Source organism: Corynebacterium hansenii (genome assembly GCF_030408795.1).
GTDB lineage: Bacteria > Actinomycetota > Actinomycetes > Mycobacteriales > Mycobacteriaceae > Corynebacterium > Corynebacterium hansenii.
Genome location: NZ_CP047211.1, coordinates 2020453 through 2036929 on the forward strand (window position 1 = coordinate 2020453; position 16477 = coordinate 2036929).

Annotated in this window: 12 protein-coding genes; 10 read left to right on the forward strand and 2 right to left on the reverse strand. The window is 69.9% G+C overall.

The window, feature by feature from the left end; translation table 11 throughout:
* Positions 1 to 240: 240 nt before the first annotated feature.
* Positions 241 to 2166 (forward strand): asparagine synthase (glutamine-hydrolyzing), encoded by a 1926-nt coding sequence (gene asnB / locus CHAN_RS08875; protein WP_290288869.1) that lies wholly within the window; start codon positions 241 to 243, stop codon positions 2164 to 2166.
* A gap of 207 nt (positions 2167 to 2373) precedes the next feature.
* On the opposite strand, the gene CHAN_RS08880 is transcribed toward asnB, so the two are convergent.
* The gene (locus tag CHAN_RS08880; protein ID WP_048742226.1) at positions 2374 to 2715 is read right to left on the reverse strand and encodes a HesB/IscA family protein; all 342 of its coding nucleotides are present in this window, start codon (positions 2713 to 2715) and stop codon (positions 2374 to 2376) included.
* Between the two features lie 354 nt (positions 2716 to 3069).
* On the opposite strand from CHAN_RS08880, the gene CHAN_RS08885 reads away from it, so the two are divergent.
* From CHAN_RS08885 to CHAN_RS08900, 4 genes are read left to right on the forward strand one after another with little or no spacing between them, the layout of a single operon-like run.
* Positions 3070 to 3828 carry a DUF3043 domain-containing protein gene (locus CHAN_RS08885; RefSeq protein ID WP_241485409.1) on the forward strand — a complete coding sequence of 253 codons (759 nt, stop codon included), beginning with the start codon at positions 3070 to 3072 and terminating at the stop codon, positions 3826 to 3828.
* Positions 3829 to 3835: 7 nt separating this feature from the next.
* On the forward strand, positions 3836 to 4546 hold the full coding sequence (locus tag CHAN_RS08890) for a bifunctional adenosylcobinamide kinase/adenosylcobinamide-phosphate guanylyltransferase (RefSeq protein WP_290288876.1): 711 nt from the start codon (positions 3836 to 3838) through the stop codon (positions 4544 to 4546).
* A 50-nt stretch (positions 4547 to 4596) separates the two neighbouring features.
* Positions 4597 to 5781: a nicotinate-nucleotide--dimethylbenzimidazole phosphoribosyltransferase gene (gene cobT, locus CHAN_RS08895; RefSeq protein ID WP_290288879.1), complete on the forward strand. Its 1185-nt coding sequence runs from the start codon at positions 4597 to 4599 to the stop codon at positions 5779 to 5781.
* A gap of 8 nt (positions 5782 to 5789) precedes the next feature.
* Entirely contained in the window at positions 5790 to 6857 is a 1068-nt protein-coding gene (locus CHAN_RS08900; RefSeq protein ID WP_290288882.1) for an adenosylcobinamide-GDP ribazoletransferase, read from the forward strand.
* A 930-nt stretch (positions 6858 to 7787) separates the two neighbouring features.
* Here CHAN_RS08900 and CHAN_RS08905 read toward each other — a convergent pair.
* Entirely contained in the window at positions 7788 to 8912 is a 1125-nt protein-coding gene (locus CHAN_RS08905; protein ID WP_048742233.1) for a branched-chain amino acid aminotransferase, read from the reverse strand.
* 159 nt (positions 8913 to 9071) lie between these two features.
* Between CHAN_RS08905 and CHAN_RS08910 the strand changes: the two genes are divergently transcribed.
* From CHAN_RS08910 to CHAN_RS08930, 5 genes are all read left to right on the forward strand, one after another.
* Positions 9072 to 10685 (forward strand): leucyl aminopeptidase, encoded by a 1614-nt coding sequence (locus tag CHAN_RS08910; RefSeq protein ID WP_290288887.1) that lies wholly within the window; start codon positions 9072 to 9074, stop codon positions 10683 to 10685.
* Between the two features lie 321 nt (positions 10686 to 11006).
* A complete protein-coding gene (gene sucB / locus CHAN_RS08915; protein WP_290288890.1) occupies positions 11007 to 13163 on the forward strand; it encodes a 2-oxoglutarate dehydrogenase, E2 component, dihydrolipoamide succinyltransferase in 2157 nt (718 codons plus the stop codon).
* Positions 13164 to 13565: 402 nt separating this feature from the next.
* The gene (gene lipB, locus CHAN_RS08920; RefSeq protein WP_290288893.1) at positions 13566 to 14330 is read left to right on the forward strand and encodes a lipoyl(octanoyl) transferase LipB; all 765 of its coding nucleotides are present in this window, start codon (positions 13566 to 13568) and stop codon (positions 14328 to 14330) included.
* A 10-nt stretch (positions 14331 to 14340) separates the two neighbouring features.
* Positions 14341 to 15381, forward strand: coding sequence for a lipoyl synthase (gene lipA / locus CHAN_RS08925; RefSeq protein WP_290288895.1), 1041 nt, complete (start codon positions 14341 to 14343; stop codon positions 15379 to 15381).
* 191 nt (positions 15382 to 15572) lie between these two features.
* The gene (locus CHAN_RS08930; protein ID WP_048742241.1) at positions 15573 to 16355 is read left to right on the forward strand and encodes a DUF4191 domain-containing protein; all 783 of its coding nucleotides are present in this window, start codon (positions 15573 to 15575) and stop codon (positions 16353 to 16355) included.
* Positions 16356 to 16477 lie beyond the last annotated feature (122 nt).

The following is a 16477-nucleotide window of genomic DNA, read 5'->3' on the forward strand; positions in this document are numbered from 1 at the left end:
ACCCCACGGGGTGTCATCCAGTATAGACGGCCTGATAAAACGCTGAGAAGGGGCATGGTCACGGGGGTGCCGCCCAAAATTGTGATCCCGGTCACGGTCGGCGGCGGGGGCGTGTCGCGGGTGGAGTGCTTTGCGACGGCGGCGTCGCGGAGGTCCGGCGCGGGAATTCGCGCATGCCCGAATGAAGACTAATGTCTTACCGGTCCCATTACCCCCCCACGAAAGGTGTTCGCCCAAGCCATGTGCGGTCTCCTCGGAATTCTCACGGCCCGCTCCGATGCGGCGGACCTCGTGCCCGCCATCGAGCGCGCGCTGCCCTGCATGCGACACCGCGGCCCCGACGAAGCGGGCACCTGGAACGACTCCGACGTCGTGTTCGGATTCAACCGCCTGTCGATCATCGACCTCGAGCATTCGCACCAGCCGCTCGTGTGGGGGCCGGAGGATCAGCCCGAGCGCTACGCCATGACGTTCAACGGCGAGATCTACAACTACGTGGAACTGCGCGAGGAACTGACCGCGGCGGGCTATTCCTTCAACACTTCCGGCGACGGCGAGCCGATCGTCGTCGGCTTCCACCACTGGGGCGCCGACGTGGTCAAGCACCTGCGCGGCATGTTCGGCATCGCCATCTGGGACACCGTCGAGAAGAAGCTGTTCCTCGCCCGCGACCCCTTCGGCATCAAGCCCCTCTATTACGCCACCACCGACCGCGGCACCGCGTTCGCCTCCGAGAAGAAGACCATCCTCGAGATGGCGCCCGAACTCGGGGTGGACGCCAAGGACGTCGACAAGCGGGCCCTGGTCCACTACGTGGACCTGCAGTACGTGCCGGAGCCCGAGTCGCTGCACACCGGCATCCGCCGCCTGGAGTCCGGCTGCACCGCCATCGTCGCCCCGGGCGGCGAGGTCGAGCAGACCCGCTACTTCCACCCCAACTTCCCCATCCGCCCCGTGCCCAAGGGCGGCGAGCAGGCCGTGTTCGACAAGATCGCCGAAGCGCTCGAGGATTCCGTCGCCAAGCACATGCGCGCCGACGTCACCGTGGGCTCCTTCCTCTCCGGCGGCATCGACTCCACGGCGATCGCCACGCTGGCCAAGCGCCACAACCCCAACCTGCTGACCTTCACCACCGGCTTCGAGCGCAAGGGCTTCTCCGAAGTCGACGTCGCCGCGGAGTCGGCGGCGGCGATCGGCGTGGAGCACATCGTCAAGGTGGTCTCCCCCGAGGAATTCGCCGCCGCCATCCCGAAGATCATCTGGTACCTCGACGACCCCGTCGCCGACCCCGCCCTGGTGCCGCTGTACTTCGTCGCCGCCGAAGCCCGCAAGCACGTCAAGGTCGTGCTCTCCGGCGAAGGCGCCGACGAACTCTTCGGCGGCTACACCATCTACAAGGAGCCCTTGTCGCTCGCCGGCTTCGACCGCGTCCCCGGCCCGCTGAAGGCCGGCCTGGCCAAACTCGGCGACGCCCTTCCCGACGGCATGCGCGGCAAGTCCCTGCTCCAGCGCGGCACCACCCCGCTGGAGGATCGCTACTACGGCAACGCCCGCTCCTTCAACTGGGAGCAGCTGCAGCGCGTCCTGCCGTGGGCCCAGCGCGAATGGGACCACCGCGAAGTCACCGCCCCCATCTACGCCCGCTCCGCGGGCATGGACCCCGTCACCCGCATGCAGCACCTGGACCTGTTCACCTGGCTGCGCGGCGACATCCTGGTCAAGGCCGACAAGATCACCATGGCCAACTCGCTGGAGCTGCGCGTGCCGTTCCTCGACCGCGAGGTGTTCAAGGTCGCCGAAACCCTGCCGGTGGACATGCGCATCGCCGAAGGCACCACCAAGTACGCCCTGCGCAAGGCGATGGAGCAGATCGTGCCCGCGCACGTGCTCAACCGCCGCAAGCTCGGCTTCCCCGTGCCCATCCGACACTGGCTCGCCGGCGACGAACTGCGCGGCTGGGCCGAGGACGTCATCCGCGAGTCGCAGACCGACGCGTTGATCGACAAGGCGCAGGTGCTGCGGATGCTCGACGAGCACCACCCGACCGAGCGCGACCACTCCCGCCGCCTGTGGACGATCCTGGCGTTCATGGTGTGGCACGGCATCTTCATCGAGGGGCGCATCAAGCCCGACATCGAGGAGCGCGACTACCCCGTGCACCTGTAGGGGCGGGCTGTTGGGGGCGGCGCGTCCGTCAGAAGCGCAGCCACGTAGAACGCGAAAAACCCGCCGCCGACGATGACGTCGGGGCGGGTTTTGGCGCATCCGAAGAGAAGATGCGACGTCCGCACGGCGGACTTCGGCGCACCCGCGGCGGGCATCGCCGCACCGGGGCGCGCGGGGCACCCGAAACCGGGCGCCGGGTTCAACCGATCAGTTGAAGGAATCGCCGCAGGCGCAGGAGCCGGTGGCGTTCGGGTTGTCGATGGTGAAGCCCTGCTGCTCGATGGTGTCGGCGAAGTCGATGGTGGCGCCCATCAGGTACGGCACCGACTGACGGTCGACGACGAGGCGCACGCCGCCGAACTCCTCGGACACGTCGCCGTCGAGGTTCCGGTCGTCGAAGTACAGCTGGTAGCGCAGGCCCGCGCAGCCGCCCGGGGCGACGGAGATGCGCAGCGACAGGTTGTTGGCGCCTTCCTGGTCGAGGAGGGCCTTGGCCTTGGCGGCGGCGGTGTCGGTCAGGGTCACGCCGGTGGTCTGTGCGGTGGTCATAGCGTGGTGCTCCTTGTATTGCGGTGCTGGGTTACTCCGGGGAACGCGTCTGCGGGTTGGGTTATTCCCCATCGCCCGCACGGATTTCCGGCGGCTGGTCCGGGGACGTTCCGCGCCCACCCTTTCTCGGGATGGCGAAACGCCCCGTCCGGTCGCCGATCCGCGTGGCCCGCGTTCCGGTATGGCCGAAGGATACCCGCAGCACCGTTCTCCCGTGGCTCAACCCCCGCCGGATACCCGCCGTTCTCCCGCCCGACCCCCGCAGCACATCGCCCGGCGAACCTCGGCAGGCGGCACGACCGGCGCGCCACTTTGGGCCGTCGGCGCAGGCCCGATAGGGTGTTGGCCGTGAAGATGCCCTGGAAGAAGAACGAGTCCCCCGCCGCCGACGCCACGGACGCCGCCGCAGCCGATGCGGCAGGCGCCACCGCGTCCGGCGCAGCCGATGCCGCCGATCGCGGCCACGTCCCCGCCGCGGACGATGCCGACCATGCGCGGTCGGGCAAGGGCAAGGCGTATACGCCGAAGAAGGGCCGTCCGACTCCGAAGCGCAATGAAATCGAGCGCGCGCACGGCATCCGCCGCGGCCCGGTGACGCCGCCGAAGACGCGCAAGGAGGCCCGCGAGCAGCGCAAGCAGCAGAAGGCCTCCATGTCCAAGGAGGAGCTGAAGGAGCTGCGGGCCCGGGAGCGCGCGGAGCGCCGCGAGCAGCGCCGCATCGCCGATGAGCGCATGGCCGCCGGCGATCCGAAGTACATGTTGCCGCGCGATCAGGGCCCGGAGCGTGCGCTGGTGCGCGATTGGGTGGATTCGCGCCGTTTCTTCGCCAACATTTTCCTGCCGTTCGCGCTGGTGCTGCTGTTGATCATGTTCGTGGGCCAGGCGATGCCGCAGGTCGCGAACATTGCGTCGATCATTTCGATGCTCATGATCATCGGTTTGGTCGTCGAGGCGATCACCATCGGCAAGCGGGCGAACAAGGTCGTCCGCGAGCGTTTCCCGGACACCGACGCTGCGGGCGCGGGCCTGGGCTTCTACGCCTACTCGCGTGCTTCGCAGCCGCGCCGCCTGCGCACCCCGCGTCCGCGGAAGAACATCGGCGACGAGATTTAGGCCGCGCATGCGCACGCTCGTCCTGGGCGGGGCCCGATCGGGCAAGTCCGCGTGGGCGGAGTCGCTTTTCGACGCCCACGCGGTCCCCGGTTCGCCGTCCGGGCAGGGCGCGGTGGATTACGTGGCCACGGCCCGGCCCTGGCCGGGGGCGGATGGGTTCGACGCCGATTTTTCCGCACGCATCGACGGGCACCGTCGGCGCCGGCCGGGGCATTGGCGCACCGTGGACGACGTCGACGCCGTGGAGGCCCTGCGCCGCCCGATCGGGCCGGAGGGGTCGGCGCCGCTGGTTCTCCTCGATGACGTCGGCACGTGGCTGACCGGCGTGTTCGACCGGGAGGGGCTCTGGGACGCGCCGCGCGGGTCGGTGGCGCCGTGGACGGATGAGTTCGTCGCGGCGGTGCGCGACTGGGGCGCCGGTCCGAGCCGAATTCCGGGTTCCGATCAGGGGGCGGACTTCCGGGATTCGGGCGTCGCCGACACCGAAACCGGAACCCCGCCGCACCGGGACATGCAGGCGTCCGACGAGGCGGCGGGCGTCGTCAAGCAAAAGCCGCACTTGGTCATCGTGACCCCGGAAGTGGGCATGGGCGTCATCCCCGAGCACCGCTCGGGGCGGCTGTTCCGCGACGAGATCGGCGAGCTCAACGGGCGCCTGGCCGAGGTGTGCGAGCGCGTCGTGCTGGTCGTCGCCGGCGTGCCGCTGACGCTGAAGTAAACCGCCGCCGCGCCGACTCCCATCCGGGGGCTGGGATAATCTTTTGAACCATGACCAACAATCGCTTCGGTACCGTCGTCGCCCCCGATGAGCACGTGGAGCAGCTCGCCCGCGAGCGCCACCTTCAGCTGACGAAGCCCGCCGGGTCGCTCGGGCGGCTCGAGGAACTGGGCATCTGGGTTTCCGCCTGCCAGGGGCAGTGCCCGCCGAAGCAGTTGGAGGATTGCCGCGTCGTCGTCTTCGCCGGCGATCACGGCGTGTCCGCCGGCGGCGTGTCGGCCTACCCCACCGAAGTGTCCATTCAGATGCACGCCAACATCAACGCCGGCGGCGCGGGGGTCAACGCCATCGCGGGAGTGGCCGGCGCGTCGGTGAAGTCCGTGGACATCTCGCTGGACCACGACGCCGAAGGGCCGTTCCGCGTGCGCCGGTCCTGCGGATCCATCGACTCCGAGGACGCCATGACCCAGGCGGAGTGCGACCGCGCGATCGAGGTGGGCAAGAAGCTCGCCGACGACGCCATCGACGAAGGTGCCGACCTGCTCATCGCCGGCGACTTGGGCATCGGCAACACCACCCCGGCGGCGGTGCTCATCGGCGCGGTGACCGGGTCGGAGCCCGTGGTCGTCGTCGGCCGCGGCACCGGCATCGACGACGAGGGGTGGAAGCGCAAGACCGCCGCCGTGCGCGACGCGATGTTCCGCGTCCGCCGCCTGCGCAACGACCCGGTGGAGGTGCTGCGGCGCGCCTCCTCCCCCGACATCGCCGCGATGGCCGCGTTTTTGGCGCAGGCCGCGGTGCGTCGCACGCCGGTGATCCTCGATGGTGTGGTCGCCGCCTCCGCCGCGCTGCTGGCCGATCAGATGGCGCCGGGCGCCCGCGCCTGGTGGGTCGCCGGGCACCGCAGCGCCGAGCCCGCCCAGTCCATCGCGCTGCGGCACCTGGGGCTGGAGCCGCTGCTGGAGTACGGCATGCGCCTGGGCGAGGGCTCCGGCGCGGTGGCGGCGCTGCCGATTCTCAAGCATGCGGTGGCCGTGCTGTCCGAGATGGCGACCTTCGGCGACGCCGGGGTGTCCGAGAAGGACGGTGCCGCGCCCGCCGCCAGCGTTTCGGAACTCCCCGCACCGCCGGCGGAGGACGTTCCCGCAGCGCCGGCGGAGGAAGTATCCGCGGCGTCGGCGGAGGACCGGCCCGGGCAACGCGAGGGCGGCGAGCAGCCGTCCCAGCGGGACTGACCGCACCGGTGTCGGGCAAGGCCGGGCCCTCGGACGGGGCTCCCCTCGACGGCGACCGCGCGGCCCATGGCAATGCGGTTGCCGAGGGCGTCGCCACGGCGATTTCGTGGTTGACCATCGTGCCCATGCGCGGCGCGGCGGTGTTCGACCGCATCACGGGGCGCCGCGCGCTGGCCGCCGCGCCGGTGGCCGGGCTCGTGCCGGGGCTCGGCGCCGTCGCCGTGGCGTTCGCGGTCACCGGCCTGGCGTGGCTGTTCGGGGGCGCCGCGGCCGGGTGGTTGCCGACCTGGGCCGGGGGGCTTGACGACGCCCACGGTGCCGCCGGTTCGTCCTCGATCTTCGGGCCCGCCGGGGATCCCGCAGGGGCGGTGGGCTTCGGCGCGGACGGCGGAGCGATGTCGGGCGCTGCTGCCGCGGCGGCTGCGGCGGCGACGTCCCCGCTGGTGGCGGTGTTGGCCGGCGTGCTGATGGTGTGCGCCGCGGAATTGCTGACCCGCGCCATGCACGTCGACGGGCTCGCCGACGTCGCCGATGCGCTGGGGTCCTACCGCGATCCGGAGGGTGCGCGGGAGATTCTGCGTTCCTCCGACACCGGGCCGATGGGAGCGGCGGCGGTGACATTGACGTTGGTGGCGCAGGCGGCGGCGTTCGCGGTGTTGGCCCATGGATTCGCCGCGGCGGTGTTCCCCGCTCCGTGGGTACTCGGAGCGGACGTCGATCCGGTTGGCGTCGTTGCGGCGGCCGTGATCATCGTGCTGCCGTTCATCGTCGGCCGCGCGGCGGCGACGGCCGCGTGCCACCGATCACTGCCGCCGATGTCGCAGACCGGGTTCGGGAGTCTCGTCGCCGGGACCCAGCCAACGTGGGCGGTCGCGGCGTGGTGGGTGCCGTTGACCGTCGTTTCAGGGGTGTTCGCGGGAGTGGCGGGCGTGATCGCGTGCGCGGCTGCCCTGGTCTTCACGATCGGATTCGGCCGGGTGGCGGTGCGGCGCCTCGGCGGCGTCAACGGCGATGTGCTGGGCGCGACGGTGCAGGTGTCCACGCTGATCGCCGCGGTATTCCTCGCGTTGGGCTGATGCGCCCCCAACCTCCGGCACCGCGTCGAACCCCGCCCCCTTCCTCCGGCGCCTCGCCTGTCCCTTGGCCGTCGACCGACTCCGGGCCCACCAGATGCCGCCGGAGGATCCTGCTTCATCCCACCTTCCGACCCTGCGCCGATCCCGCCGCGACCAGCAGCTTCGCGCGGAGTCGGGGGTGCCTTCTCCCCCGTTTCCACCGCAAAACGGCGAAAAGAAAAATTGACCATTGACGTAATCGGAATGGTGCGCTTAGACTGAGGGCACACCGCCGGAGAGGCGGAGTAGGAGGCTCGTTTCGGGGCTCGCCCAATTTAAATTCGCGCCGTCCGTTTGCCGGGGCGCCACACACGAGCACACCTTCGACCTCCGGGTTTTACGGAATGCGCCTTGCGGAATGACTGCCGCGGGGCGCATTTTCGTTTGCCTTTATTGCGCCACTCATACGAGGGTCGAATTCAATTCCACATTTCCACTTTTCATTCAGTGGAATTGTCGAAGAAACTAAGCGCGGGCTAATCTCCAACTCAGGAACATGCGCCCCGCCGGCACATCTCCCGCGCCCTCCCGTCACGGCCACCGCACGGTCGCCATCCCCCACTCGAGCCCCACGTCCCAACCGCGTGGACCGCCTCGGCTGCGGGACCACATCTCGACTGCCTCGGCTGCACCCCGCCAAGACCGCCAGATGCGCCAGCTGCGTGCAAGTACGCCCGTTGCAACGGGCGCATCTGCACGCAGCTGGCGCATCTACGAGATGGGACGCTGGAACTGACGCAACTATGGGGTGGACGGCCGGAACTGGCGCAACTGTGGCGCGAACGGAGACCCACCGACCGCATCTACGAGGTGGCCGGCTGGAACTGGCGCAACTATGGGGTGGGCGGCTGGAACTGGCGCACCTGCAAGGTGGCCGGCGAAACTCCCGCGCTACTCCCCCGTCGCCTCGACCATGGTGCGCACCCAGCCGTGCTCGTCGGCGACGGCACCGCGCTGGATGCCGGTGAGGCGCTCGCGAAGCTTCATGGTCCACTCGCCGATCTCGCCGTCGTTGATCTTGAACGACCCGTCGCGCGAGGCGACCTCGCCGACAGGGGTGATCACGGCAGCGGTGCCGCAGGCGAAGGTCTCGGTCATTTTGCCGCTGGCGGAGTCGTTTTCCCAGTCGGCGGTGGAGATGCGGCGTTCCTCGACGGTCATGCCCATGTCGCGGGCGACGGTGAGCAGCGAGTCGCGGGTGATGCCGGGCAGCAGGGAGCCGGACAGCGCCGGGGTGACCAGCTTGACGCCGGCTTCGGCCTCGTTGTCCTCGTAGATGAAGGCGAGGTTCATGCCGCCCATTTCCTCGATCCAGGTGTGCTCGATGGCGTCGAGCCACACGACCTGGTCGCATCCCTTCTCCTCGGCCTGGGCCTGGGCGGCCAGCGAGGCGGCGTAGTTGCCGGCGAATTTGGCGTCGCCGGTGCCGCCGGGGCAGGCGCGGACGTATTCGTGCGACAGCCAGACCTTCACGGGGTTGATGCCGCGGGAGAAGTACGCGCCGGCGGGCGAGGCGATGAGCAGGAAGATGTAGGACGTCGACGGGTGCACGCCGAGGGTGGTTTCGTTGGCGATGAGCATCGGCCGCAGGTACAGCGCTTCTTCGCCGCCGGCTTCGGGGACCCAGTCGCGGTCGACGTCGAGGAGCAGGCGGACGGCTTCGAGGAACATTTCCTCGGGCAGTTCGGGCATGGCCATGCGGACGGCGGAGCGCTGGAGTCGGCGGGCGTTCTGCTCGGGGCGGAACGTGACGATCGACCCGTCGGCGTGCCGGTATGCCTTGAGCCCCTCGAAGATCGCCTGGCCGTAGTGCAGCACCGACGAGGCGGGGTCCATGGTCAGCGGGCCGTAGGGCTCGACGCGGGCGGAGTGCCAGCCACGGTCGACGTCGTAGTCGATGCGGACCATGTGGTCGGTGAAGTGCTGGCCGAACCCGGGGTTGGCCAGGATGCGGGCGCGCTCCTCGTCGGAGCGGGGATCCTCGTTGCGAACGATGTCGAAAGTCGTGGCTGCCATGGCGTACATCGTAGACGCGCGGCGGCGGGAGGGTTGCCGGGCCCCGGCGCGTGATCCGGTTGCGGCGGTACGGTTGGGGGCGATTCACCGGGATCGGCGGGTTGCTTTGCGACGCCGCCGGTCCCCCGATCCAATCGACCCGATTAGAGGAGCGTTCGCATGACCGATTCCCGCACCAATGGTTTCGCCACCCCCAATTCCGAAGTGCTGGGGCAGCTGCTCCCGGCGACGGGCACGCGCATTTCGATCGAGGCCGGCGATGGCCGTGACCTCGCGGATCTTGGCGCGGATTGTCTGCTCGTGGCGCTGCTCGACGGCGATGATCTGGAGCTGGTCGCGTCGTCCGTCCTGGGCGACGCCGCCGCGGGCGTGCTGGCGCAGCTGGAGGCCGTGGGCGCGTCGGCGAAGTTGGAGAAGGTCACCCGCATTCCGGCGCCGGAGGGCCTGGGCGTCGCGTCGATCGCGGCGGTCGGCCTGGGCGACGGCGACCCGGATTCGGAGACCATCCGCCGTGCCTCGGGTGCCGCGGCGCGTGCGCTGGGTTCGGCCGATCACGTGGTGTCGGCGCTCGGCGAGCTCGACGCCGCCGCTGCCGCCGAGGGCTTCGGCATGGGCGCGTACTCCTACGGCGGGTTGAAGAAGAAGGGCTCCGACTCCGACTCCGACTCCGCCTCCGGTGCGGCCGCTTCCGGTTCCGACGCCGATGATGCGGGCGCCGGGGCGTCGGAAAGCAAGGATCGCAGGGTCACCGTGCTCGGCGCCTCCGAGGCCGAGGTGGAGCGCGCGGCGGCCGTCGTCGACGCGGTGGCCACGGCGCGGGACTTCGTCAACACCGCGTCGTCGCACCTGTACCCGGAGGTGTTCGCGGACGCCGCGGCGAAGCTGGGCGAGGCCGCGGGCCTCGAGGTCGAGGTGCTCGACGACGACGCGCTGGCGGCCGGCGGCTTCGGCGGCCTCACCGCGGTCGGCGGCGGTTCCGTGCGCGGCCCGCGCCTGGTGCGCATGACGTGGAACGGCGGCGACGGCGCCGCCGACGGTGCCGCGAAGGTCGCGCTGGTGGGCAAGGGCGTCACGTTCGACACCGGCGGCATCTCGCTGAAGCCGGGCGCCAACATGGAGAACATGATCTCCGACATGGGCGGCGCGGCGGCGGTCATCGCCACCGTGGTCCTCGCGGCGCGTCTGGGCCTGAACGTCCCCGTCACCGCGACCATCCCGATGGCCGAGAACATGCCCGGCGGCCGCGCCTACCGCCCCGGCGACGTGATCACTCAGTACGGCGGCAAGACCATCGAGATCCTCAACACCGACGCCGAGGGCCGCCTGATCCTCGCCGACGCCATCGTCCGCGCCTGCGAGGACGGTCCGACCCACCTCATCGACACCGCGACGCTCACCGGCGCGCAGCTCGTCGCCCTCGGCGGCCGCACGCCGGGCGTGCTGGGCACCGACGACTTCCGCGACCGCGTCGCCGAACTGTCCCGCGAGGCCGGCGAGGGCGGCTGGGCCATGCCCATCCCCGAGGAACTCGCCAAGGGCCTGAAGTCCCCCGTCGCCGACCTGCGCAACGTGTCCAACTCCCGCGAGGGCGGCATGAGCGTCGCCGCCGCGTACCTGCGCGAGTTCGTCGCCGACGACGTCGAGTGGGTCCACATCGACGTCGCCGGCCCGGCGTTCAACACCAATTCGCCGTGGGGCTACACGCCCAAGCGCGCGACCGGCGTTCCCGTGCGCACCATGCTCGCCGCGCTGGAGGACCTCGCCGGCGAGTAGAGGATGCAGCGACCCGGGACGGCCGACCGGAGATTGGCGGTCTCGGCGCCCCGGGTCATCGGACGGTCCGGCGACGGCTGCGACGGTTCCGGAAGCCCCGGCCGAATCCCACGACTCGGCCGGATGCGGGACACGTGGGCGTCGCAAAGCAACGCCTCCCCGCACCGCCGACACCCCGTCCGGCTCACTCCGTTCGCCCCCGAACACGCCCGACGCACCGCACCCCGGCGCGTCGGGCGTACCGCGTAAGCGGGAGCCTTTGCGAAACGGTACCCTTGTTCGTGATCACCAACTATTGAGCGATTGTCGAGGAGAGCACACATGGCGACCTCTGTTGAGATGCCCGAACTGGGCGAATCCGTCACCGAGGGCACGATTACCACCTGGCTGAAGAAGGTCGGCGACACCGTCGAGGTCGACGAGCCCTTGCTGGAGGTCTCCACCGACAAGGTGGACACGGAGATTCCGTCGCCCGTCGCCGGCGTGCTGCTCGAGATCCTCGCCGACGAGGACGACACCGTCGACGTGGGCGCCGTCATCGCCAAGATCGGCGACGAGGGCGAGGCGGACGACGCCGGTTCGGACGACTCCGCGGACGACGCCGACGAGCCCGCCGACGAGGCCACGTCCGACGACGCCGAGGAGAAGGACGAGAAGCCGAAGAAGAAGTCCGGCGGATCCGGCGGCGGCAAGGCCACCGACGTCGAGATGCCCGAGCTCGGCGAGTCCGTCACCGAAGGCACCATCACCACCTGGCTGAAGGAGGTCGGCGACACCGTCGAGGTCGACGAGCCGCTGCTCGAGGTATCCACCGACAAGGTCGACACCGAAATCCCGTCGCCCGTCGCCGGCACCCTCGTCGAGGTCCTCGCCGAGGTCGACGAAACCGTCGACGTCGGCGCCGTCATCGCGCGCATCGGCGACGCCGACGCCGCCGGCTCCGACGACGCCGCGGACGACGAGGACGAGGACGTCCCGTCGGAGGAGGCCATCGAGGAAGCCGAGTCGAAGGACGAGAACGAGACCGTCGACGAGGCCGATGAGGCCGGAGAGAAGGACGAGAAGCCGAAGAAGTCCGGCGGTTCCGGCGGCGGCAAGGCGTCCGACGTCGAGATGCCGGAGCTCGGCGAGTCCGTCACCGAGGGCACCATCACCGCGTGGCTGAAGGAGGTCGGCGACACCGTCGACGTCGACGAGCCGCTGCTGGAGGTCTCCACCGACAAGGTCGACACCGAAATCCCGTCGCCCGTCGCCGGCACCCTGATCGAGGTCCTCTTCGACGTCGACGACACCGTCGACGTGGGTGCCGTCATCGCGCGAGTCGGCGATGCCGACGCCGCCGGCGGCGACACCGAGGTCGAGGCCGCCAAGGCCGAAGCCGAGAAGAAGGCCGAGCCGGAGAAGGACGAGGAGCCCAAGAAGCCCGAGCCCAAGAAGGAAGAGAAGAAGGCCGAGCCGAAGAAGGAGGAGAAGGCCGAGAAGGCCGCTCCGAAGCAGGAGAAGAAGGCCGAGCCGAAGAAGGAGTCCAAGCAGGACACCTCCGGCAACGCCGACGTCCCCTACGTCACTCCCCTCGTGCGCAAGCTCGCCGACAAGCACGGCGTCGACCTGACCAAGGTCGAGGGCTCCGGCATCGGCGGACGCATCCGCAAGCAGGACGTGCTCAAGGCCGCCGAGGGCGGCACCGAGGCGTCGAAGGGCGACGAGGCCGCCTCCTCCAACTGGTCCACGAAGGGCGTCCGCCCCGAGCTGGCCGACCTGCGCGGCACCACCAAGCGCGTCAACCGCATCCGCGAAATCACCGCGGCCAAGACCCTCGAGTCCCTGCGGGAGTCCGCGCAGCTCACCCAGCTGCACGAGGTCGACATGACCGAGGTGTGGGAGCTGCGCGCCGAGAAGAAGGCCGCGTTCGAGGAGAAGCACGGCGTGAAGCTCACCTTCCTGCCGTTCTTCGCCAAGGCGATGGTCGAGGCCCTGGTCTCGCACCCGAACGTCAACGCCTCGTGGGACGACTCCAAGAAGGAGATCACCTACCACGAGAAGGTGAACCTCGGCATCGCCGTCGACACCGAGCGCGGGCTGCTCTCCCCGGTCATCCACGACGCCCAGGACATGTCGCTGCCCGAGCTGGCCGCCGCGATCGTCGACATCGCCGACCGCGCGCGCAACAACAAGCTCAAGCCGTCCGACCTGTCCGGCGGCACGTTCACCATCACCAACATCGGTTCGGAGGGCGCGCTTTCCGACACCCCGATCCTCGTCCCGCCGCAGGGCGCGATGGTCGGCACCGGCGTGATCAAGAAGCGCCCGGTCGTGGTGACGGAGAACGGCAGCGACGCGATCGGCATCCGCGCCATGGCGTACCTGCCGATGACCTACGACCACCGCCTCATCGACGGCGCCGACGCCGGCCGCTTCATGACGACCGTCGTCGACCGCCTGCAGGTCGCCAACTTCGAGAGCGACCTGGAGCTCTAAACCGGTACGGGAGCTCTGAGTTCGCTCGGGAGCTCGACGTCGACACAGGCTCGGGAACTCTGAGCCGACTCGAGTCCTCCACACCGGCTGAACCGAGCCAGGGACCGTGACCCGGTCATCTGCCCGAAAGGGCGGGTGGCCGGGTTTCGGCGTTTGCGGCAGAAAGTTGGCACGGAGCGGCATCGAGCACCACTCTCCCTCCCTCCCCCACACACAGATGCGCCAGTTGCAGGCAGATACACCCGATGCAACGGGCGCATCTGCCTGGAGCTGGCGCATCTGCCGTGGGTTGGGGCGGGGCCGGGGCTGGGCGCCGAGAAGCGGAGCGGCAGCTGCCTCGGGAACGGCGGGCGGGGTGGGCGCCGGGACGTCGTAAAGCGGAGCGGGGCTAGACTGCTTCGCATGACGAACACGGTCAGCACCCAGGACCACCAGCACACCGCCGCGACCCCGCCGGAACCCACGACGCACCCGGCCGATTCGATCCGGGCGAGCGCCGAGCCGATCGAGATCGTTGATCTGGGCACCGTCGACTACGTGGACACGTGGCGCAGGCAGGCCGACGCCGCCGCCGCCCGCGCCGCCGGCGAAACCCGCGACCAGCTGTGGTCGCTGGAGCACCCGAGCACGTACACCGCCGGCAAGCGCACGCAGCCGGAGGACCGCCCGGACAACGGGCTGCCGGTCGTCGACGTCGACCGCGGCGGCCGCATCACGTGGCATGGGCTGGGGCAGCTGGTGTGCTATCCGATCGTGAAGCTGGCCGAGCCGATGGACGTCGTCGATTACGTGCGCCGCATCGAGGAGGCCGTCATCCACGTCGTCCGCGGGCTGGGGCTTGACGACGCCGGCCGCGTCGAGGGCCGCTCGGGTGTGTGGCTGCCGGCGGGGGTCGTCCGCGGGGAGCTGAAGCCGTCGCGGAAGGTCGCGGCGATCGGCATCCGCGTGACGCATGGGGTGACCATGCACGGCGTGGCGCTCAATTGCGACAACACCCTGGACTACTACGGGCACATCGTGCCGTGCGGCATCGCCGACGCCGGAGTGACCACCCTCAGCGAGGAGCTCGGCAGGGACGTCACCGTCGCGGACCTGCGGGAACCTTTGACTTCGGCTATCGCCGCCGCTCTGGACGGCGACCTTCGCGTCGAAGATCACGATCTGTAGGGTGGTCGACATGTCTACCGCACCTGAAGGTCGTCGTTTGCTGCGCATCGAGGCGAAAAACGCCGAGACGCCCATCGAGCACAAGCCGTCCTGGATCCGCACCACCGCGAAGACGGGTCCGGAGTACAAGGCGATGAAGAAGCGGGTGTCGGGCGCGTCGCTGCACACGGTGTGCCAGGAGGCGAACTGCCCGAACCTGTACGAGTGTTGGGAGGATCGGGAGGCGACGTTCCTCATCGGCGGCGACCAGTGCACGCGGCGCTGCGATTTCTGCAACATCGCGACGGGCAAGCCGGAGGCCCTGGACCGGGATGAGCCGCGTCGCGTGGCCGAGTCGGTCCGCGAGATGGGGCTGCGCTACGCGACGGTGACGGGCGTGGCGCGCGATGATCTGCCGGATGGCGCGTCGTGGCTGTACGCCGAGACGTGCCGCCAGATCCGCGAGCTCAACCCGGGCACGGGCGTGGAGCTGCTGGTCGATGATTTCCGCGGCGACGCGGAGGCGGCGGAGGCGGTGTTCGAGGCGCGGCCGGAGGTGTTCGCGCACAACATCGAGACGGTGCCGCGCATCTTCAAGAAGATCCGCCCGGCGTTCCGCTACGACCGCAGCCTGGAAATGATCTCCCGCGCGCGCCAGGCGGGTCTGGTGACCAAGTCGAATCTGATCCTCGGCATGGGCGAGAACCGCGAGGAGATCCTGGGCGCCATGCGCGATCTGCATGACGCGGGCTGCGACATCCTGACCATCACGCAGTACCTGCGGCCCTCGGCGATGCACCACCCGATCGATCGCTGGGTGAAGCCGGAGGAGTTCGTCGAGCTGTCGGAGGCCGCGTACGACATCGGTTTCGCCGGCGTCATGGCCGGTCCGCTGGTGCGGTCGTCGTACCGCGCGGGCCGCCTGTTCGCCCGGGCGCTGGCGGCGCGCGGCGAGGAGCTGCCGGAGCACCTGTCGGCCCTCGGCGAGGACGTGTCCACCAACCAGGAGGCGTCGTCCCTGCTGCAGCGCTACGGCGCATCGAAGGACGCGGAGGTCTCCCCGGCCCGGTAGTTGCCGCCAGTGCGGCGGCGTCGGCGTGGCACGCCAGTGCGGTGGCGCGGCGAGGCCATGCGGTCGCGGTCGTGCCGCCGAGGCCATGCACACCCGGCCGTTTTCGCTTTGCGACGTCCCCGGCCCGGCTCGCCACGTGCGTGCCGGGCCGGTTTCGTCCCCGGAAACGCGCATGCCCTAGAGTTGGGGCCATGGCGAACAAGGACGAGCTGAAGGCGTCGAAGAAGGCCCAGCGGTCTGCCAAGCGCGCGAAGCGCAAGGAGACCCGCGGCCAGCTGTGGCAGGCCTTCAAGATGCAGAAGGCCCGCGACAAGAAGCTGATCCCGTACATGCTGCTGGGGCTGCTGGCCCCGGTGCTGGTGCTGCTGATCATCGGCCTGCTCATCGGCGGCACGTGGACGTGGTTCCTGCCGGTGGTCGGTTTGTCCATCGGTTTCGCGCTGGCGATGTGGATCTTCACCAAGCGCCTCGAGTCGTCGTTCTACTCCGAGGCGGAGGGCCAGATGGGTGCCGCCGGCTGGGCGCTGGAGAACATGCGTTCCGGCGTCGGCACGGTGTGGCACGTCAAGACGGCCGCGCAGGCCAACCAGCACCTGGATGCGGTGCACCGCGTCATCGGCAACCCGGGCGTGGTCCTGGTCGGCGAGGGCGACGAGAACCGCGTGAAGGCGATGATGGCGCGCGAGAAGAAGACGCTGTCGCGTTTCCTCGGCGACACCCCGATCTACGAGATGATGGCCGGCCCCGGCGAGGGCCAGGTGCCGGTGAAGAAGCTGCAGCGCGAGATGCTGCGATTCCCCCGCAACTACAACAAGGACGAGGCCAACAAGATCGCGTCCCGCGTGGATTCGATGGAGAAGATCCGCGACGCCCGCGCCGCGCTGCCGAAGGGCCCGCTGCCCAAGGGCGCCCGCCAGCAGTCGATGAACCGCCGTGCCCGCCGCATGCAGCAGCGCCAGGAGAAGCGGGGCTGACCCCTTTTCCGGTTCCGAGGCCGCCGCGCCCCCATACGGGGTGACGGCGGTTTCCGCTTTTTTGGTTGCCCCCGTTTTCCCAGGTGAGGGACGCCGCGACGCGGGTCACTGAACGGGTGATA